At 40.9% G+C, this 19,711-nt stretch carries 27 protein-coding genes and 1 pseudogene; 9 read left to right on the top strand and 19 right to left on the bottom strand.

The window, feature by feature from the left end:
• Positions 1–80: 80 nt before the first annotated feature.
• The 12 genes and pseudogenes from ACM0P2_RS09620 to ACM0P2_RS09565 all read right to left on the bottom strand — a co-directional run bounded on the left by ACM0P2_RS09620 (position 81) and on the right by ACM0P2_RS09565 (position 5,902).
• Positions 81–272 carry a YHS domain-containing protein gene (locus ACM0P2_RS09620; RefSeq protein ID WP_071951487.1) on the bottom strand — a complete coding sequence of 64 codons (192 nt, stop codon included), beginning with the start codon at positions 270–272 and terminating at the stop codon, positions 81–83.
• A 65-nt stretch (positions 273–337) separates the two neighbouring features.
• A complete protein-coding gene (locus ACM0P2_RS09615) occupies positions 338–715 on the bottom strand; it encodes a hypothetical protein (RefSeq protein WP_159120360.1) in 378 nt (125 codons plus the stop codon).
• A gap of 104 nt (positions 716–819) precedes the next feature.
• Entirely contained in the window at positions 820–1,056 is a 237-nt protein-coding gene (locus tag ACM0P2_RS09610; RefSeq protein ID WP_159120361.1) for a hypothetical protein, read from the bottom strand.
• A 61-nt stretch (positions 1,057–1,117) separates the two neighbouring features.
• Positions 1,118–1,378: pseudogene (locus tag ACM0P2_RS09605) on the bottom strand (GNAT family N-acetyltransferase); the annotation flags it as partial.
• A gap of 93 nt (positions 1,379–1,471) precedes the next feature.
• Positions 1,472–1,921, bottom strand: coding sequence for an MBOAT family O-acyltransferase (locus tag ACM0P2_RS09600; protein WP_159120362.1), 450 nt, complete (start codon positions 1,919–1,921; stop codon positions 1,472–1,474).
• A gap of 8 nt (positions 1,922–1,929) precedes the next feature.
• Positions 1,930–2,466: a GNAT family N-acetyltransferase gene (locus ACM0P2_RS09595; protein WP_159120363.1), complete on the bottom strand. Its 537-nt coding sequence runs from the start codon at positions 2,464–2,466 to the stop codon at positions 1,930–1,932.
• Positions 2,467–2,716: 250 nt separating this feature from the next.
• Complete coding sequence (locus ACM0P2_RS09590) at positions 2,717–3,097, bottom strand: VOC family protein (RefSeq protein WP_159120364.1); 381 nt, start codon at positions 3,095–3,097, stop codon at positions 2,717–2,719.
• A gap of 84 nt (positions 3,098–3,181) precedes the next feature.
• On the bottom strand, positions 3,182–4,117 hold the full coding sequence (locus tag ACM0P2_RS09585; protein WP_419227636.1) for a hypothetical protein: 936 nt from the start codon (positions 4,115–4,117) through the stop codon (positions 3,182–3,184).
• 77 nt (positions 4,118–4,194) lie between these two features.
• On the bottom strand, positions 4,195–4,557 hold the full coding sequence (locus ACM0P2_RS09580) for a hypothetical protein (protein ID WP_159120366.1): 363 nt from the start codon (positions 4,555–4,557) through the stop codon (positions 4,195–4,197).
• A 181-nt stretch (positions 4,558–4,738) separates the two neighbouring features.
• On the bottom strand, positions 4,739–4,909 hold the full coding sequence (locus ACM0P2_RS09575) for a hypothetical protein (protein ID WP_167390646.1): 171 nt from the start codon (positions 4,907–4,909) through the stop codon (positions 4,739–4,741).
• Positions 4,910–4,999: 90 nt separating this feature from the next.
• Positions 5,000–5,242 carry a hypothetical protein gene (locus tag ACM0P2_RS09570; protein ID WP_419227635.1) on the bottom strand — a complete coding sequence of 81 codons (243 nt, stop codon included), beginning with the start codon at positions 5,240–5,242 and terminating at the stop codon, positions 5,000–5,002.
• A 210-nt stretch (positions 5,243–5,452) separates the two neighbouring features.
• Complete coding sequence (locus ACM0P2_RS09565; protein WP_159120367.1) at positions 5,453–5,902, bottom strand: hypothetical protein; 450 nt, start codon at positions 5,900–5,902, stop codon at positions 5,453–5,455.
• 263 nt (positions 5,903–6,165) lie between these two features.
• Here ACM0P2_RS09565 and ACM0P2_RS09560 point away from each other — a divergent pair, with 263 nt between their 5' ends.
• The 8 genes from ACM0P2_RS09560 to ACM0P2_RS09525 all read left to right on the top strand — a co-directional run bounded on the left by ACM0P2_RS09560 (position 6,166) and on the right by ACM0P2_RS09525 (position 11,681).
• Positions 6,166–7,143 carry a transposase gene (locus ACM0P2_RS09560; RefSeq protein ID WP_419227634.1) on the top strand — a complete coding sequence of 326 codons (978 nt, stop codon included), beginning with the start codon at positions 6,166–6,168 and terminating at the stop codon, positions 7,141–7,143.
• Positions 7,144–7,284: 141 nt separating this feature from the next.
• A complete protein-coding gene (locus tag ACM0P2_RS09555; RefSeq protein WP_159120373.1) occupies positions 7,285–7,530 on the top strand; it encodes a type II toxin-antitoxin system CcdA family antitoxin in 246 nt (81 codons plus the stop codon).
• Entirely contained in the window at positions 7,530–7,847 is a 318-nt protein-coding gene (locus tag ACM0P2_RS09550; RefSeq protein ID WP_173358613.1) for a CcdB family protein, read from the top strand. The genes ACM0P2_RS09555 and ACM0P2_RS09550 overlap by 1 nt, the downstream gene beginning before the upstream one ends.
• 298 nt (positions 7,848–8,145) lie before the next feature.
• On the top strand, positions 8,146–8,466 hold the full coding sequence (locus ACM0P2_RS09545; protein WP_419227633.1) for a hypothetical protein: 321 nt from the start codon (positions 8,146–8,148) through the stop codon (positions 8,464–8,466).
• Positions 8,467–8,624: 158 nt separating this feature from the next.
• The gene (locus tag ACM0P2_RS09540; protein ID WP_173358614.1) at positions 8,625–8,867 is read left to right on the top strand and encodes a type II toxin-antitoxin system Phd/YefM family antitoxin; all 243 of its coding nucleotides are present in this window, start codon (positions 8,625–8,627) and stop codon (positions 8,865–8,867) included.
• Between the two features lie 6 nt (positions 8,868–8,873).
• A complete protein-coding gene (locus ACM0P2_RS09535; protein ID WP_419227632.1) occupies positions 8,874–9,107 on the top strand; it encodes a type II toxin-antitoxin system RelE/ParE family toxin in 234 nt (77 codons plus the stop codon).
• A gap of 629 nt (positions 9,108–9,736) precedes the next feature.
• The gene (locus ACM0P2_RS09530) at positions 9,737–10,891 is read left to right on the top strand and encodes an IS110 family transposase (RefSeq protein ID WP_419227249.1); all 1,155 of its coding nucleotides are present in this window, start codon (positions 9,737–9,739) and stop codon (positions 10,889–10,891) included.
• 571 nt (positions 10,892–11,462) lie between these two features.
• Positions 11,463–11,681, top strand: a complete 219-nt coding sequence (locus tag ACM0P2_RS09525) for a hypothetical protein (RefSeq protein WP_419227631.1) — start codon at positions 11,463–11,465, stop codon at positions 11,679–11,681.
• 368 nt (positions 11,682–12,049) lie between these two features.
• Here the strand turns inward: ACM0P2_RS09525 and ACM0P2_RS09520 are convergent, their stop codons facing one another.
• The 6 genes from ACM0P2_RS09520 to pnp all read right to left on the bottom strand — a co-directional run bounded on the left by ACM0P2_RS09520 (position 12,050) and on the right by pnp (position 17,714).
• Positions 12,050–12,691 (bottom strand): DUF2971 domain-containing protein, encoded by a 642-nt coding sequence (locus ACM0P2_RS09520; protein ID WP_419227630.1) that lies wholly within the window; start codon positions 12,689–12,691, stop codon positions 12,050–12,052.
• A 129-nt stretch (positions 12,692–12,820) separates the two neighbouring features.
• Complete coding sequence (locus ACM0P2_RS09515; protein WP_419227629.1) at positions 12,821–13,303, bottom strand: hypothetical protein; 483 nt, start codon at positions 13,301–13,303, stop codon at positions 12,821–12,823.
• A gap of 2 nt (positions 13,304–13,305) precedes the next feature.
• Positions 13,306–13,572, bottom strand: coding sequence for a hypothetical protein (locus ACM0P2_RS09510; protein ID WP_419227628.1), 267 nt, complete (start codon positions 13,570–13,572; stop codon positions 13,306–13,308).
• 129 nt (positions 13,573–13,701) lie between these two features.
• Entirely contained in the window at positions 13,702–14,874 is a 1,173-nt protein-coding gene (locus tag ACM0P2_RS09505; protein ID WP_419227627.1) for a hypothetical protein, read from the bottom strand.
• A 273-nt stretch (positions 14,875–15,147) separates the two neighbouring features.
• A complete protein-coding gene (locus ACM0P2_RS09500; RefSeq protein ID WP_012518312.1) occupies positions 15,148–15,441 on the bottom strand; it encodes a DUF1244 domain-containing protein in 294 nt (97 codons plus the stop codon).
• Positions 15,442–15,602: 161 nt separating this feature from the next.
• The gene (gene pnp, locus ACM0P2_RS09495; RefSeq protein WP_173358616.1) at positions 15,603–17,714 is read right to left on the bottom strand and encodes a polyribonucleotide nucleotidyltransferase; all 2,112 of its coding nucleotides are present in this window, start codon (positions 17,712–17,714) and stop codon (positions 15,603–15,605) included.
• A gap of 339 nt (positions 17,715–18,053) precedes the next feature.
• Here pnp and ACM0P2_RS09490 point away from each other — a divergent pair, with 339 nt between their 5' ends.
• Complete coding sequence (locus ACM0P2_RS09490; RefSeq protein WP_173358617.1) at positions 18,054–18,608, top strand: HNH endonuclease; 555 nt, start codon at positions 18,054–18,056, stop codon at positions 18,606–18,608.
• Positions 18,609–18,664: 56 nt separating this feature from the next.
• Here ACM0P2_RS09490 and ACM0P2_RS09485 read toward each other — a convergent pair whose 3' ends face one another.
• Positions 18,665–19,615, bottom strand: coding sequence for a mechanosensitive ion channel family protein (locus ACM0P2_RS09485; protein ID WP_159120597.1), 951 nt, complete (start codon positions 19,613–19,615; stop codon positions 18,665–18,667).
• Between the last annotated feature and the right edge of the window lie 96 nt (positions 19,616–19,711).

The following is a 19,711-nucleotide window of genomic DNA, read 5'->3' as shown; positions in this document are numbered from 1 at the left end:
AGATACTCTAACGTACGCTGGTTTCGGAGTTATTATTTACATTCATGCCTGTTAGTACGCGTTAAAAAAATCCTGATATTTCACTTCCCAAACTTTTCTTTTATTAGCACATCAAAGTACTGAGTATCGTTCGGGCTTGCTTGGAAGTTTTTAGCAAAATCGCTGCTACACCCAGGATTACAAAAGCCTACCGTATAGCCACGATAATCGGTTAGCGAATCAGGCTTTACTGGTTTGCCAGATCGAGGGCAGAACTTGTTAATTGGCTCCACTGCTTTTCCTTAAAAGGTACTTACCACATTGCTTTCAAATTCCAAATGAACGAGCGCAAGGTTCACTACTTACCATGATTAAAATGAAAAAGTTCGCCGATTGCCCACCCAATTGATATAGCGGCTATATATGCGATTGGGCTGTATAAAATCATAAGGCCAGCACCAATATTCGCGCCACCACCAACAAACACAAAAACCTGCCCGTAACTAGCAGATGTCACTAACAATGCAGCTAAAGTCATAAAGAGAAGGCTTCGCTGGCTCAGTTTTTTGTTAAAGGCCCCTAAAACAGCAAGTACTACAAAAGGCAAACCGGGCAATATGCCCCAATATAATAAATTAAGAGATGACGTGGACCCGCTCCCAGCTATGAAGGCAGTGAATGAAAATATGGCACCACCGAGAGTATTAAACGCTAACAAAGCAATTCTACTGTTCATATATAAACCTAAATCCTTTTAAACTTGCAGAACAAAAAATCGACGAAAAGTATACGCTTTTTTTAACGCTTATCTCGTGAATCACCCATTCACAACAAGAAGCCCTATTTTCGCTGCGCGTCTCTTTGGTCTAAGTCGTTACACAACTGGCAGTTGATGTTCTTTTTAAAATTGTATGCACGACGAGTGGCAAATATGGCTATAGAAATAAAAGCCCAGGTTAGTCCAAATGTTACAGAGTAAGAAACGGTTTGACCTTTAATATATTGAACGCCTGAAAACAAAGTAAACAGCATGGGAAAAGCAAGACTGTATTGCAAAATCCATTTTTTAATTGGCATGTGAGTTCCTTTTTATATCTTCCACACTGAGCTTGTTATCTATTTAAAATAACGTGCTTTGTTAGCTACTTTTTGAGAGTTTAAAAGTTAAGTTCTCTTTAACAGCGAGCCATTCTGAATTAATAATGGAAAACACGACCGTATCTCTATAGCCACCATTAGCCATTTTCTGATGGTTCCTAAGCACGCCGTCTTGCTTTGCTCCTAATCGAGCAATAGCGGTACGTGAAGCTTGGTTATGCCAGCTTGTTCTAAACTCTACAGCAATTGCTTCGAGCGTTTCAAAGGCGTGAGTGAGCAAAAGTAACTTACATTCCGTGTTCCATGGTTAAGGGAGTAAGCGTTATATTTTCAGATTCTAATTCTACGTCTTTAAACCACATATCACTTTCCATGTCTGATTAGTCGTATGTTATCAAGCATACAGGGTTTCCAAAAAGTACGTTATACCTAGCGAAATTAAAATAAACGATGCATTAATTAGTGCGCGAACAGGCCAACTAACAAGACCGTATGATACCCCTGCCCATTTAGAAAAAATAACTGTTAATCCCATTAACCCAAACCACGGCGTAAAGAAAAAAATGGTTTTCCACTTAATGATTGATACGGCGATATCGTGAAGAGCTCCGCTAACTAGAAATGTAATAAAAGTAGCTAAAGAAATGGGCAAGAGATTCGCAATTGGGCGCATAACATTGCGTGATAAATAGTAACCCCAGATAGGATTCCAATATCGCCAAAAAACCGGAAAAGAAGATGCACCAAAAGAGCGTAAAAGCATGTTTTTCATGGAATCACTCGCGCCCAATGGTACGCCATTCCGTTTCTTTACATATTGCGCAAGTGAGAGTTTGCTTTTCATAGTTAATGTTACCAAAGACCGGGCTCATTTAATGCTTCGACACATTTAGTAGGACCGGCCATAGGCTCAATTACCTGCCCTTCTAGCGATTGAGCAAGCCAACCAATAGGCTGACTCAATGGGCAAGGCGCTTTCACAATATGTTCACTAATTTGCTCGAAACCAGTGTTAGAATAATAACTTGGGTCGCCATAGGTAAAAGCCAAACTTACGTTTAAGGACCTTAAATGATATAGGCCATAATTAATTAGATTCTGGCCTATACCAGTCCTTTGCATATCTGATGAGACGGCGACCGGCGACAAAATGAAAGCGTTCTGCCCACTTGGTACCGTTAGACGACTGAAAAATATACATCCGACAACAGTCTGGTTTATTTCTGCAGTGCACCCTATTAAATCTTGTGATGCAGTAGTAGCGATAAGGTTGGTAACGAAATCTGCAATAACTTGACCTTCTGCTTGCCCCTCAGATTCAGAGAATACTTTCCTGAAAAGTTCGATAACCTCAAGAGATTTCGATTCATCAAATAGTGAAAATTTCATATTGCCTTATACTTTATTTTTTAACACAAGGGAGCACAATGCCGCAAAGACTCAGTGATACACGAGCTACACTCGGCAACGACGTAACGGAGTGTACATGTTTCAGTATCAGAGAGGCCTAAATGAACATTTCTAAACTGGTAAACACTATAGCCTAAGAAGCGAAAGCATATCTTCACCATCTTCGTCCAAGCCGAAGCTTGAATGAAGTCGTTAGCAAAAGGATTTTTCTGGCTTATGCAGCAATATGCTATAAACGCTTCTCTACTTTCCAAGGAGGATTTAAGCGGTTCTCACCTGCCCAGTAAAGTTTGATTTTGTTACCAGATGGATCTTTTAGTATTGCTTCTTTCCATAAGTACCGTTGCTCTGTCGGTTGCTGTTCAAACTGAACACCTTTCTTAGTTAACTCAGCACACAGTTCATCAAGCTTTTCATGCTCGAAGTAAATCACAGAATTATTTTCAAACTCACCAGATTCGAGTGATAAGGAGAAAGTAGAGTTCCCGTCTGGGCAAGAAAACCTTGCGTAATGAGGAGTATCAACAATTTGAGTAAAGCCGAGCTTTAGATAAAAGTTAGCTGCAATATTCATATCTTTTACTGGCAAAGTTACCTGATTAAGTTCCATTTAAACTCCTAGCGTATAATAACTAAAAAACAGACTAAGTAATGATTGACCCGAATGCGAAATAAACTGATACATAGCTAGCTGCTACGTGCCCCTAGTTATTTTCTTATTATGGCGCTTCAAAAGGACCTCCAGCTTGTCATGCGTAATATTAAATACTTGAACAACTTTAGTTCCGTCTGGTGAAAGCTCCACTTGCTCCTCATTCTCAAATTTAATATTAAGCCCAAGATATTGAAGGGTTTCTTTGTCGTAAGAAAAGAGCATAGAATCCCTTTCCTCATTCAACCCTGGCATCATACCCAAAATCGTGACAGCTTGGTTTACACCAACTGTCTCAAAGAACTCTAATTCTCTCTCTTGCCATCTGAGCAAATAAGTGTCCATATCTTCATTATAATCAGCCTGTCTGAAAAATCTTTGTATTCGCGAAAACCAAGATATTTCCTCTTCAAAAGGAGTGTACATCGGTTGTGTCGAACCTCCATGCCACCCGAGAAACGCACCTTCAGATACGACAACATCATTACTTGCCGTAACAATGTAATTTGCACAGGAAGACGTGCCATTATAATCAGCCTGTCTGAAAAATCTTTGTATTCGCGAAAACCAAGATATTTCCTCTTCAAAAGGAGTGTACATCGGTTGCGTCGAACCTCCATGCCACCCGAGAAACGCACCTTCTGATACGACAACATCATTACTTGCAGTAACAATGTAATTTGCACAGGAAGACGTGCAATAGCGTTCTATAACAACCTTCAAATCAAACTTATGCACTAAATACCCAATATGCATTCCCCCGAAAACTTCACCTCCTGAACTAGTTACAATTAACGTGTCAATTTCCTTGGGGTGTTTGGTTAATATACTTTCAAGTAACTTTGCATTTTCTTTTGACGTGTTGCCAATGAAACGAACAGTATATTTATCAATTAAATCTATCTCATTTATCTTAACTTGAGGGGAGCCTGCACACCCAAGGAATAAGAGTAAGGCGAGAAATAAAAGATTACGCATTCTTGCTCCATAAAGCAGATTTTGGGGTTCACGTGCGCGGCTATAACCCGAAAGAAGTGATTGAGTTTATTTTGTGTTTACACCATTACCCCATTTAACAGCATACCAGGCATGAAAAAGCTAAATGCAAATACACCTGAACCTGTTAATGCTAACGCCAGACAACAAAATGAAGCCTGTAACGCAAAGACACTGGGTTTAGCAGAATTACTATGCCTAATAGAAATGGCTGCGATACTTATAATGTTTTTCAATTGCACGTAGGTGCGCTGGAGCCAAGCCGAAAAAGGTTGAAAGGCGACAAGCAAAAACGTGAACGCTACTTCAATGCCGCCAAACTGTAAAAGTAACGCAATTTCGGGAGCAAACGCTGCGACTGCTACTATGCAGGTGCCAATTAGAGCCTTTTGAACGAAGGTTAAATCTTCCCAATTTTTCATCTAATTCCTTTTATCAACGCCTAAACAATGGGGAAATATCAGTTAGTAAAACTTAACAATGCAGGAGCAAGGAACAACTGTTTCCGCCCTGCTGAAGTCACATGTTGTGTAGCGAAAAAAACAACATACAAACTTGGGTTAACACAGAAACTAAACCTTGCAAATATCGAGCGCCGACAGGTTAAGTCTCTTTTCGCCTTTTGATTGGAAACAAGCCAAACCAAAAGGCGCCTTCAAGAACAAGGCCCAATATGATGAACAAAAACACACCTGACTGAATTCCTTTGCTGTAAGATGCGATAGCGGCTGCTAGAAGAACTAGCGCAATAAGAATTCGATAAATAGCTTTCATTTAAACTCTCCTTTTTAAATGCCAAACGCTAAGCTGAATGGCAGTGATGTTGCGGCATTTAATGGCTCACGCGTTAAGCGCCGGCCGATACTACAAATAACCTGCTTTTTGGTACTTTCCATACCCTGCCCTAGTCAATTCCTTAAGCTCTTGAAAGAGTCTGGCATCTGTTGCTTTAAAATTAAAGCACGATTTGCCTTGCATTCGTTTTTGAAGCTCTGGGGATATACTTTCTAATAATTCTGGAAATACATAAACGGGCATCAGATGAAAGCTGACATAATTCTTATTGATCTTGACTGAGCCAAAATACATTGGCTTCTTGTTTTTCATAACGTGATGCGTGTTCAAATAAAAATTATCGGGATTGTCAGTAACCACTGACCATGCCATTGGAATATGGAGTCAGTATATCTTTGAGATGATGAAAAACTTCGTCTGGATTATTCACTTTTTTAAAACCTCATAGGCTTAAACATTACAAAGTCACATAACACCCTACTTTTTGTTCCAGAGAGCAAAGCGATTGACTTAGTGTGCTAGTTATATCGCGATTTTCGCCTCAGTTTCAGAAGCTATAGATTGGTTTATCTTGTGTTGAAAGTAAATGACATGAAAGAAACTGCTGAGAATAGGATCTAGCCACAGCGTATTGCCTTTTGAAACGTTATTTATTCTGTTTATCCTATTTCTCACTTTGATAATCCATATAATATGAAAAATGGTAGACAGTAGATGAAGAAGTTTAGCAGTGAGCAGTAGTGTCGCTGGGGCGGGGAAAAGAAAGTAGTAGATGAGTCCAAGAAGAGAAACTAAATGAATAGAAATTGTGATTGTTGTGAAAACCTTTGAGATAGGATTTTCCGTTTTTGAATTCAGTATATTAGTTAATTGCCACAAGCGAAAAATGACATAAAGCCCAAAAGAGAAAACACATAAGGCTAGGACTGCAATTAAAGATTTTTCTTTAAACACACTATTTGACTGAGACATTTCTTCTTCCTTGAAATAAACATAAAGACATTGATGCGGTCTATTGATTAATTTTCAAGGAGGCAAATCAATCAGAGCCAGTCAACTGTTATGCCTAAAGCCCGAAAGTTGCAAAATATAGAGACACCTTATTAAACTCACTGAAAAAACTTAACATGACAGGCATAACTTAGAAAAAATCAAAACTGTCCCCTTGTACACTTTCTCAAATCTAACTCTCCATTCAAACTGATATACGAGTTAATCAGAGTAAGACAGCCGCAATGCCTAAAGCCCGAAAGTCTCAAATTAGTTTATCGGATACGCCCTTTTACCATTGTGTTTCCCGCTGTGTTCGTCGTGCCTTTTTATGTGGCGAGGAAAACGGTAGAAGCTTTGAACATCGTCGCCAATGGGTAGAAGACCGTATTCATGTTCTAAGTGAGGTGTTCGCCATTGATGTATGTGCTTATGCGGTAATGAGTAATCATACGCACCTGGTATTACACGTAAACAAAGAGAAAGCAGACGCACTAAGTACAGAGGACGTGATTAAACGTTGGCACAAACTGTACAAAGGCACATTACTCTCGAAGCGCTACATATCACCAGATTCATGCAAAGACTTACATGAAATTCAAATTAAAACTGTGGAGATAACGGCTGAAGTATGGCGTAAAAGGCTGTTTGATATCAGCTGGTTTATGCGTGCACTGAATGAATACATTGCCAGGGCCGCTAATAAAGAGGATGGCTGTACGGGGCATTTTTGGGAAGCACGATTTAAATCTCAAGCGCTATTGGATGAGTCAGCCCTTGCCGCCTGTATGGCTTATGTTGATTTAAACCCAGTACGAGCAAAGATGGCCAAAACGCCTGAAACATCAGACCATACCAGCATTAAACACCGAATTAACGCAGCCAAGGTAGGCAAAACACCGAAAAAACTTATGCCTTTTGCGGGCAATCCAAGGCAAGAGATGCCACACGGTTTACCTTTTACTCTTCCAGACTACTTACAGCTTGTAGATATAACCAGCCGATACCTTCACCCAAACAAGCGTGGCAAGGTTCAGCATAACCTACCCTCTATTCTAGAGCGTCTCAATATTGAACAAGAACATTGGCTAACTCTAACCACGCAGTTTGAAACCTGTTTTAAGCACGCCGCCGGTAAAGCAACTCACCTAGAGCAATACGCTCAGAATCAACACCAGCAACGTGTGCAAGGCCGACAAAGTGCAATGCGATTACTTGGTTAGCTCTACCGCTTAGTAGATAGCAAGACGGACACAAAATGTATATTTCTGCACAAAGATTTCTGTCTCGCTAAGTAGAAGGCATTTTTACAATGCGCATCCGCATGCGTATACTAAATATGTAAGACCATTTGGAGTGATAACATGCAAGATTTATATGACGTCCATGCCCCAAAAAAAGCGACTAACTTAAGCTTAAATAGCGACTTATTGCAAAAAGCTCGTGACTTAAAAGTTAACCTATCTGCAACGTTAGAACAGGCACTTAAAGACAAGTTGAAAAGTGTTGAAGAAGAACGGTGGAAAAAAGAAAACAAAGCTGCCATAGCTGCGTATAACGAGTTTGTTGCTGAAAACGGCTGTGTAGGTGATGAGTACAGGAACTTCTAATGGCACAGTTTGATGTTTACAGAAACCCTAGCTTAAAAACAAATAAAGCTTACCCTTTTCTTGTAGATGTTCAGAACTCTGTAATTGACCAGTTAGCAACAAGATTAGTTGTACCGCTGACAAAGAATAAGACTAGAAATAGTCTTTATATGAAAAACCTAACACCGGAGATAGAACTCGAAGGCGAGACGTACCTATTCCTGGCTCAACAACTGAGTTCCATACCCGAAGATGTGCTCAAGGACTACATCGGTTGCTTAGACCAATCCCGGGAATTGCTAATAGGTGCAATAGACTTTGCTATTACTGGAATATAGCTTTCAATAACAACTCAGATAGGTGGGTATACAGAAACATGCCTGTCTAGAAAAGAAGTATGCCTGTCTTGTTTAGTCATTCACTTTCACAAAGATGCCTGCCTTGTTAAGTACTTTTGAAACTAATATGCCTGTCTTATTTAGTTTGACCTAAGCCATCTCACCAAATTTCATTTCAAGCACAACTTGCATAAGCCGCGCTCTATTCGAAGGAGTGTGGAAATAGCTTTTAGACGTTTTTGATTCCAGAATGGGGATTTTGGTATTTAGCCATTCTTCTCTGAGCACGACTACAAATATGCCTGTCTTGTTTAGTACTGGCAATCCAAGGCAAGAGATGCCACACGGTTTACCTTTTACTCTTCCAGACTACTTACAGCTTGTAGATATAACCAGCCGATATATTCATCCAAACAAACGCGGTAAGATTGAGCATAACCTACCCTCTATTTTAGAGCGTCTCAATATTGAACAAGAACATTGGATAACTTTAACCACGCAGTTTGAAACCTGCTTTAAGCACGCCGCCGGCAAAGTGACTCACCTAGAGCAATACGCACAAAATCAACATCAGCAACGTGTGCAAGGTCGACGAAGTGCAATGCGCTTACTTGGTTAGCTTTGTGGTTAAATAGCGAGCGAAACTTACACACAGAAAGATGCCTGTCTTTTCTATCAGTAAGTTAATCTTTCGCACAAATCGCACGATTTGATTATATTGACCATTTCGCGCGATTCATTATAATCTTAGCCTTACTTCAGATTTGGAGATTAATCATGCACACATTAACAGCAAATGACGCCAAACGTAATTTTGGTGAGTTACTTCTTAGTGCCCAGCGCGAGCCAGTCAAGATTAGCAAAAACAACAAAGATGTCGTAGTTGTAATGTCTATTAGAGATTATGAAGAGCTAGAAGCAATGAAAGCTGACTACCTTAAATATTGCTTCGAAGCAGCCAAACAAGACCTAGCACAAGGTAATGCCGTTGATGGCGAAGATTTTCTGAAAGCCTTATAAAAAGTTATGCAGAAGAATAAATACAAAATAAATAAACTAGCTCAGGCTCATTTGCGAAAAATCAAAAGCTATTTCGTTAACAATTTCTCTGGAGTGCAGTGGCGCAACTACAAAGATACATTACTAACTGGATTTCAGATGCTTGCGGATAACCCTGCCGTAGGTCGAAGTTGTGATGAAATTTACCCAAACGGGTTTTACTTTCCTGTAGGCAAACACACGGCTTACTTTACAAAATAAGACGGCTTTATTTTGGTCGTAGCTATACTCGGTCAATCACAACTACCTGAAAACCATTTGTCATCTTATTTATAAGTTCTTCAACGCATAAGAAGCAAAAAATTAATAACTTCATACAGAAACATGCCTGTCTCTTTTAGTCATTAAGCTTGGCTAAAATTAGCGAAGAATGAGCGCCAGCCAAGCTTTAGACGTCCCACACATAATTGCCTTGTTATAAGTACTCTACTTCACTCTTTAAGTATCTTACAGATATAACAATACCATCATCATCAGATAGTTTCAGGACGTGTTGAACGTCATCTAAGCCAAACCAAGAATCACTGATATATACAGGGTCATTAACAGAGCAATAATCAACTCCGAATAAGCTCAATCTAAAGTTGGTGCTTCTAAAGTCTCTAACTTCCAAACGGAATATCGACTCTTTGACATCGTGTGAATACATTAGAACCGAGCTATCTGACCAGATAATATTTTTTAAATTGCTATCCTGCTTAGACATGACTTCCTGTACTTATAGACACAATGACTCCCTGAGAAATGCTAGCCTCCGCATTTTCGTGGGTTAACTTTTCAGCCAGAGCCATAATTAGTTTGTTCAATACTAAATCAATTTGGAGGCTAGCATGAACAAACATAGCATGATTTTTATCGGGTTGGATACGCATAAAGAGTTTCATGAGGTTGCTTATTGTGAAGAACAGCGTGGAGCGACACCAGTTCATTATGGGCGTATTCCCTCGTCTAAGGTCAGTGTAAAGAAGCTGCTCCGCCAGTTTGAATCCAAATATCCTGGCGCAACGCTTCACGTTGTTTATGAAGCTGGACCGTGTGGTTATTGGATTTACCGGCTGATTACGAGCTTGGGACATTGTTGCTATGTCGTGGCTCCATCTCTTATCCCTAAAAAGCCAGGGGAGCGAATTAAAACCGATCGCAGGGATGCGCTTAAACTCGTTAGGTCACTAAAATCTGAAGACCTTACACCCATCTATGTGCCTGAGCCGGAGGATGAAGCAGTTCGAGATTTGTCCCGAGCCCGTGAAGCAGCAATGAAGGATTTAAAAGAAGCCAAGTATCAGCTTAAAGCCTTACTGCTTCGCAACAACATTCGTTACGAAGGCACGGCCAATTGGTCCAAGAAGCATCTGCGCTGGCTTACCGAACTCATATTGCCTCATCCTGCCCAGCAAATTGTCTTGCAGGAACAATTGCAAACCATAGAAGAGCGTATTCGCCGGCTAGAAAGGCTCGACAATGAGTTAACCCATCACGTTCACCAGTGGCGTTATTATCCTGTGGTGAAGGCTATTCAGGCTATGCGTGGCGTTCGATTGCTAGTCGCCGTTGGTGTGGTGGCAGAGCTTGGTGATTTACACCGCTTCGATCACCCAAGAAAACTCATGGCGTATTTAGGTTTAGTGCCCAGCGAACAATCCTCCGGTGGTAAACGTCACTTAGGTGCCATTACCAAAGCAGGTAACGGCAGAGCAAGGCGTCTACTAATTGAAGGTGCGCACAGCTATCGCTATCCAGCGAATGTCTCTACCGAATTACAGTTAAGGCAAGAAGGCTTACCCAAAGACATCGTCGATATTGCTTGGAAAGCACAATTGCGTCTGTGCAAACGCTATCATCGTATGAGTAAAAAAGGTAAACACTACAATTTAATCATTACCGCGATAGCTAGGGAGATGGCGGCTTACATATGGGCCATTGCAAAGGAAGTGGTACTTACTCCGGTTAATCCAAAACTAAGACTGAGCCGAGTACCTGCATGATAAACGAGTTTGAGCTAACGCATTCGGATCAGGCCGCGGGATGTGGCACAACCTACGAGGGCGTTATGATGGCAATCACTTAATCGTGATTGACCCACGAGCATAGACTGATGAGAAGGTGCTACGGCGGAACATGTAAGGTCAGCACTGCTCATTCAACGAATGAGTAACCTACGAATACCAGCATACTAACCGACGACATTACTGCCTCATCCGGTGCGTTAGCTCATTTATTTTAAGTGAGAAACAAAGCTAATTATGGACTGAAAGAATGTCAGGGATACGCTCGTTCAGGGTTGACAAAGGGAGTCATACCAACGCCCCGCTATGGGGCTAATTAATAAGTTGGCTAAAATAACGAACGCAGTGAGAAAAAGCCAACTTTAATTAGTCCCACATGAGCGCCTTGTTAGGTGATTGCTTTTTGTAGTGCTAATAACGCCACACAACTAAAACCACCAATTGGTGGAAGTGAGAAATACCATGTACTTCCGCCAATTTTACCCAAACGTTAATTTGAGCCGTTTCGCTAAACTTTAGTTTTAAGCCACAAAACTCTTACGGCGAAAACATGAAAGCAGAGTATGCCAAACTAATTGTTTTGCTACAAACTTGCCGCACCAAAGATAAAGCCACATCAGCCAAAATTTTAGATAAACCACCAAACTCACAAAACAATAAATTAAAGAATTGGCGGCACCTAACAGCTTACTCATCCCCAAACCGTCATGCTAATCCACACCATTTTGGGGCACTTCTCTTTTTTTCTTCTTACAACTCTAAACCATAACCAACAGAGAAATAAAGAAAAATCCGTAATGGCGTTTTTAGCTCATTTATTAAAAACACCAAATCGACATGCAGATGATTTCGGTGTATTTAACGCTACACAAACATGCCTGTCTATTTAAGTCTTTTTGTGTCTTTTTAAGTCCTGCACAAACATGCCTGTCTTATTTAGTTCTCATTGTGCACAAACATGCCTGTCTTATTTAGTTCTCATTGATTCAAAGTGCAAAAGTGACTGTCTTGTTTAGTTGTGTACATCATCCATACGTGTAACTTCCCAAAAAGGAGCGCAAACACGTGTGCGATAATGGAGTAGCCGCGCACGTGTTAGTTTTCCAGCTAGCGGTAGCGAGTGACATAATTTGTTTGTTAAGTGCGTTCACTTTTTTTGCTCCGATCCCACACAATGCGGAAGTCTCGAAATGATGGCCTAGTAACTTTTGTTATTACGCTTTTATTACCACTTTTATAAGCCGAAGAAATATCGGCAAACGTTAAAGCCGACTTGCAACCTATGTAGACCTCTTTAAGAACCATCTCATCACTGAAACTCTCAAAGCGTAACCCACCACCATTTATTTTGTTACTATTTAAATCTATTATGAGTCTTCGTTCTTGCTCATAGCTCCAGTGGTTAAATTTTGTAGTAAGCAATTTCTCATTACAGTCTGGTTGATCTAGGGTCTCTCGAGCGAGCCGCTCTGCAACATACTTAACCTTCTTTAGCTTCTTTTCTGGGATATCAAAACCTAAACAAACTCCTTTGTGATTTTCAGCATAATGCGCCCATTGAACAGGGTTGTACTTGTCTGTACTAAAACAAAGCAAACCATACCTTTCGGATATTTGGGACTTTTCGAAATTTACTGCCTTTCTCACGACTTTATCTCGTAACTCAATTCCGAGTAACTCAAACGGGTCATTAACATTGGAGAAATCAGACACCTTTAGGCGTCTATTCTTTAAGTTTTCAATTCCATATTTAGCAGAAGTAAAGTAGTAAACAATCATTTTTTGCTAGAGCACCTAACGCTCGGCTCACCAGCGCCCAAGCCGGAGAGCTTTTTGTGGTAATGTGAGCGCAGCGAAACCCACAAAAAGAGCGTAGGTTTGGGCGTCTGCGTGCAGCCGTTTGTTAGATTATTTGTCGGCCCATTGCTCATACACTTTTTTGACATTTCGATATGGTGTTGCTGTCTGAAAATCTTCAGAGAAATCTCTTACTGCCGAGTTTATTATTTCTCTGTATTCCAACCTCATATCTTCGCTATCCAAGAGACTTTTTAATACACAAAAGCAGAGGCGATCCAAGCCGTTCAAATACATTTGCTTTGCCTCATCAAATTTAAGCTTACATGAGTCTATTTTATTTTGATCATCAGAGCCTTTGAGCTCGGCTAGTTCGACACCAGCCTTACTTAAACTTAGGCGCCTATCTGCAATTTGTTGCTCTAAAGATAGGAGCGCATTAAGTTGATTGATTGAATTTGACTTAACTGCCTGTTTGACTTGATCGGTTAACCCCTTAAGTTGAGATAGGGCTACGCCCAGCATAACTAACGCAATCAATGCAGAAATTGAGTACAGCCAAACATTTACTAAATTATATGTTTCTGTAGTCATCGTTATTCCTTAACCTTTTTCGCAATAACCTCTTTTGCGGCGGCGACTATTGCAGATAGCGAGGACGAGGCTTGCTTTTCCATTAGCACATAATCATCACCACCAAGATCTTCATACAAATCAACCCAAAACTGCTTCTTGGAAGATTCGCTTATATCTGAATCCTTTAGTACCTCATCTGCGGTTTTTAGTACAGACCTTACTTCCTGCTCTGAACTGCTAGCCTTCAGAAGGCCAAGAATTTTCTTTCTATATTCATCGATAGTCATATCACTTCCTCAGAATTGTTTGTGGAGTACATGGAAATCTAACGCCTCAATCAGAGGCAAAAAATAGTTGGTTAAAATTAGTGACGCAGGAGCAAAACCAACTGTTTTTTGTCCTGCTGAATTGACTTGTTAGCTTTCGTCTATAAGTAAATAGCCCCATACATGTTCATCGTATGATGCACCATCCTTTTGAGGGTATAAGTGAATGTATAGGTATCGTTCATTCGAATTAAACCCAGAAACAATTCTGTCTACTGAGTAATAAAACTCTTCTTGTACTTCGGTTAATACGCTTGAATCTTGCGATGGCCTTTCAAAGACAGGTTTACCTACATATATTGGCGGAGTTAAGGTTTCTTTATCATTTTTGGGGAATTTCTTTCTTAAATCGAATTCTTGTTTTTTCAACAAGAAATCTATCAGTATGTCTAAACAAAAATTGAAGTTTTCACTATTAAGTTCATTAGCAGCATAATTAGGTGTGTAATCAATATGCCAAGCTTCATTTTCAGTTCTTACGATTTCAGGTGTAAGCCGCCTAAAGTTTTCGATATCAACGGTACTAACTCCCCACTCCATACAATCAGTTTTTAGTTGCTCATGATTAATTTGAACATAGTCGATAGGTTTTTTTACGTGCTTTTGGATCCACTGCTTATTTCTAGTCCAATAATGGGCTTTCATACCACCTGATAAGCCTGAACCCAAAAAACCAAGTAAACCCTTTTGGTTTTCGTCATGTTCTCGAAATGGATAAACGTTATACTCATATTCATAAGCTGTAAAAAAAGCTTTTCTCAGGCCAGTTAAAGAATCTAGGTGCTTTTCGTCTTCTGATAATTTTAAAGCCTCTTTTATAATCTCTTTCACTGGGCCATCGTTCAATAGATCAGTTAAGAAAATGTCTTGAAGTTTAGAGCCAACAACATTTTCTAGGAGCGCATCAACAAACCTTAGAGCTACGTTATAATAGTTGACTACAGATGCTGGTTCAGAAAGTTGACCATAGTGTTTGCAGATAACCCTTTGCTTATTTAGTGCTTTGATAGTTCCAGACTTAACAACGGGTACTTTTCTTTTTTTTAATTCACCTAGTAATTCGTCAAAAGATTTAGATTCAAGACTTCTTTGCTCATCGACATCTAACTCATCTAATGCTGCAAGTACCACTAGTTCTACAAAATCCTGCAATAAAATAATCCCAGCGGTACAAGAGTGCTTATCTCCTGAGTTCACTAAATATTTTGTTTCACCAAGAATCGATTTAGCGACTAACAAGGTATTTAAAGTTGAGGATTTCATCTGACTCCAATTAGAAAGCTAACAGCTTACTCGCCCCCAAACCGTCATGCTATTCCACACCACTCTGGGGTACTTGTCCTTTTAATCATCCACTACTCTAAACCACAACCACAAGAGAAATAAAGAAAAAACTAAATTGTCGTTTTTTGCGAAAAAGTTAAAAAACACCAAATCGGCATACAAATGAATCTGGTGTTTTTCACGCAAGCCAAACAAAAAAGCCAGCATAAGCTGGCTCCAAAACACAAAAATAAATGTCGTTCTAACTAAAAACTACTTCCCCTGCCTAGCAGCCAGCTTTTCCAACTGCTCATCAGTAGCAGGAAGCTGATGCTTTTCCTTCCACTCTGAATACGGCATTTTGTATACCACTTCACGTGCGGCTTCGTAGTCGATATCAGCGCCCTGCTCGCTTGCAGCGGCCGAATACCATTTCGCCAAACAGTTACGGCAGAAATCCGCCAAAATCATCAGGTCGATGTTCTGAACGTCTTTGTTCGCGTCTAGGTGTTCTACTAAGCGGCGGAATACCGCTGCTTCTACTTCGGTTTGCGTTTGCTTATCCATTTTCAAATACCTCTAAAAAAGCGCTTTTCGTTATGGTTTGAATATGTGTATTAACGAGTAAAACCCAACCCGTTACCTCTTTTAAAACCTAAAACGAAAAAAGGGAGCCAAGCTCCCTTTTTACTTAAACATATCTAACTAGGTTTAAAACCTAATTGCTATTACTCTGCGTCGTCAGACTTAGGCGCAGGCTTTTCTAGAAGCTCTTTAATGCTTAAACGTACACGGTTCTGGCGGTCGATTTCCATAACCTTAACGTCAACCATTTCACCTTCTTTAAGGTAGTCAGTAACCTTGTTCACACGCTCGTGAGCGATTTGTGAAATATGAACAAGACCTTCTTTACCTGGAAGTACTTCTACAAACGCACCGAAGTCTACAATACGTGTAATCTTACCGTTGTAAGTCTTACCAACTTCAATTTCAGCCGTTACTTGCTCAATCTTGCTAATAGCGATGTCTGCTTTCGCACGCTCTGTCGCGAAGATTTTGATAGTACCGTCGTCTTCAATCTCGATGTTAGTGTCAGACTCTTCAGTAATTTGACGGATCATTGCGCCGCCTTTACCGATAACGTCACGAATCTTGTCTTGGTCAATCTTCATTGTGTAAATGCGTGGAGCAAATTCACTTAGCTCTTCACGGTGACCACCAATCGCTTCGTCCATTACTTTAAGAATGTGCAAACGTGCTTCTTTTGCTTGTTTAAGCGCAATTTGCATGATTTCTTTAGTAATACCTTCAATCTTAATGTCCATTTGAAGTGCAGTAATACCGTCGGTAGTACCCGCTACTTTAAAGTCCATGTCGCCAAGGTGATCTTCGTCACCAAGGATGTCTGAAAGTACAACAAAGTTGTCGTCACTCTTAACTAGGCCCATTGCGATACCCGCAACCGACGCTTTAATTGGAACACCCGCATCCATAAGCGCTAGTGAAGTACCACATACCGACGCCATTGAAGATGAACCGTTTGATTCTGTGATTTCAGAAACCACACGTACTACGTACGGGAATTCTTCTTCACTTGGCATTACTGCTTGAATACCACGCTTCGCTAGACGACCGTGACCAATTTCACGACGCTTAGGCGAACCAATCATACCGGTTTCACCAACACAGTATGGAGGGAAGTTGTAGTGAAGCATGAAACGGCTGTCGCGCTTACCTTGAAGCTCGTCAATCATCTGTGCATCACGCTCTGTACCTAAAGTAGCAGCAACAATTGCCTGTGTTTCACCACGGGTAAATAGTGCAGAACCGTGAGTACGAGGAAGAATGCCCGTTGCTACGTCTAGCGCACGAATCATTGCAGGCTCACGACCGTCGATACGTGGCGCGCCAGAAAGGATGCGTGAACGTACTACGTCAGACTCAAGTTCGTGAAGAAGGTCTAGTACTTCTTTCTTGTCTTGTTCTTCGTCTTCAGCAAGGATAGCTTCTAATGCCTTTTCAGTGGCTGCAGTTACCGCGTCTTTACGCTCTAACTTGTCAGAAATCTGGTAAGCCGCTGTCATTTCAGCTTCAGCTAGTGCTTTAACTTTGTCTTTTAGTGCAGTGTTTTCTGCTTCTGGTGCCCAGTCCCACTTCTCAGTGCCAACTTCAGCAGCAAATTCATTTACTGCGCTAACCACAGTTTGAAGTTGCTCGTGACCGAACATTACCGCACCTAGCATAGTATCTTCAGAAAGCACGTCAGCTTCTGATTCAACCATAAGTACTGCACCTTCAGTACCCGCAACAACAAGGTCAAGCTGGCTTTCAGCCTGCTCTTCTGCGCGTGTATTTAGAATGTATTCACCGTTGCTATAACCTACACGAGCAGCACCAATTGGGCCGTTGAAAGGAATACCAGAGATAGCAAGGGCTGCTGAAGTACCAATCATAGAGATGATGTCTGTAGGGATATCTGGGTTAGCAGACATTACAGTAACAACAACCTGTACTTCGTTTTTGAAACCTTCTGGGAATAATGGGCGAATTGGGCGGTCGATAAGACGCGCAGTCAATGTTTCGCCTTCAGATGGACGGCCTTCACGCTTGAAGAAACCACCTGGGATTTTACCCGCAGCGTATGCTTTTTCTTGGTAGTTAACTGTTAGAGGAAAGAAGTCTTGATCTGGCTTGGCTTCTTTTTTACCAACTACTGTTACCAGTACAGACGTATCGTCCATGCTCGCAAGAACCGCAGCTGTTGCCTGACGAGCAATTACACCCGTCTCTAGAGTTACAGTATGCTGTCCATACTGAAATGATTTAGTAATAGGAGTCACTATTTGTCCTTTAATTTCAATCTTTATTTTATCGCTTTTAAACGCGGCGCATAGTATAGCTTTGAAGTGGCATTAATACCATTCCCAAATTTAGCGCTGCGAGGAATTTGTTGCGTTATTCGTTGTGTATTTATCCACGTTCATTGCAACATGACTATATGAAATATCTGTGAAATTTCAATATTTGGCTATATTTTCATCATATTGACACAAAACGGCGTATGCTAGAACAAAAAGCAAACAAAACAGAAATATAAAAACACCTACAGAGCTACATATAAAGAGGCAAGATTAACCACAACAAGAACGTCTAATATTAGTGTGCTAAAGGAGATAACCATGTTGGTACTTCGACTTAACAAAGCAGGCATGCCACAAGAGTGGATAGATGTTGAACAAGCCGCCAAGCTTTACAGTCAGGACAAGGTGCTATTTGAACTAGGTAGCGACGCTATCACGCTTAGAGGAGGCTGGAATCATGAAGGGCTGCAAAGCCAGCTAACGCTTTCTAGTATTATCGCATGTGATGGCAAGGTAACCGATTTGTCAGGTAAAGTTGCGTTAACTAATCGCTATTTATTTAGGCGTGATAGTTATTTATGTCTTTATTGCGGCAATAAGTTTACGCCAAAGCAGCTTACCCGAGACCATATTATCCCCCGCTCTCGCGGCGGTAAAGACACTTGGACAAATGTTGTCTCTGCGTGTCAGCGTTGCAATCACGCTAAAGCAGATAAAACGCCAGAAGAAGCCAATATGCCTCTTCTTGCTGTGCCATTTAGGCCGAATGTTTACGAACGTTTTTATTTGATGAACAGGCGGATACTGGCTGATCAGATGGCTTTTTTAGAAGGGCATTTTTCTCATAAACGGAACTGGACGTGTCAATACTAGCGCAGTAAACACATGTTATTCATACAGTGTGCGTACTGCGCTAGCGCTATGTTCTACTATAGCCCAGTGCTTGTGGTTGTTTGTTGCTCTGTGGTAGCTGCTTGCTGAATATTGTTCGCATTTAAATCGCTTTGCTGTTGCATAAGCGATGCTTGCTCTTCTTTCTGTGCTCTAAACCACAAACTCAACCAATCTGAACACATTTTATGCTCTAGTTCATGCGCTTCGGCTGTCGGGCAAAACAAGCTTACCTTCACTACTACTTTGGCAAGTTCATTGGTTTTAATCTCAACCTCTGGGTCAATGCGAATAAACTCTTGGTCGAGATGCCGTTCGATTAATCCTTTATAACGCTCTGCAACATCGCGGAAATATTCGCAGTGCGCTTGTGCTCTGGCATGGAAAGCTGGCAGTAAGCTGTAAGCATTTACCGTCGGCTCATTAACAATTTCAAAGGAGTGTAGGCGGTAACGGCGCATAAAGTTTAGGTTGCGAACGGTTTGGGTAACAAGTTGGCTGTTTGGCACATACACGTGCTTACCCGTGTAGTTGAAGCTTTCTGGGTCTACTTCAAGTAAGGCGGTTTTTGCCCAATCCATTTCTACCACTTCACCAATAATATTATTCATTTGGATCCAATCTCCTACCCTGAATGGCCTTGCGCCCAAGTAGTAGATGAACCCCATAAAACATTGAATAAACTCGCGGGTAGCAAGTACAATTGCAACCATAAACGCAGCAATTGAAATAGCCAGTGTTTGTATTTCAGAGCTCCATACCATCATTAACACTATGATAATGAAAGCATTGCCCAACTGCTCTAATATATTTATTTGATTTCGACGGTCTTCTCCGCGCTGCGAACTAATGCGTCTTATAAGTAGCAATACCCCTTTTTTAGTGAAATGCAGTACAATCAAAAGCACTAACGATGTCAGCAGCTTGTACTCGCTCGCAAAAACGATAAGCTGTTGCCATAACTGCGCGGGGTCTATCACTATCTCCATGTAAGCTCCGTTTGTGCTTGGGGTAAATCTTTGAATAGGCGAAAAAAAGCGCCGACGAATGTCAGCGCTTATCATTATGAAGCATGTAAACTCACG

Source organism: Alteromonas sp. OM2203 (assembly GCF_048517045.1).
Taxonomy (GTDB): domain Bacteria; phylum Pseudomonadota; class Gammaproteobacteria; order Enterobacterales; family Alteromonadaceae; genus Alteromonas; species Alteromonas gracilis.
This window is presented reverse-complemented; position numbering and strand designations above follow the sequence as displayed.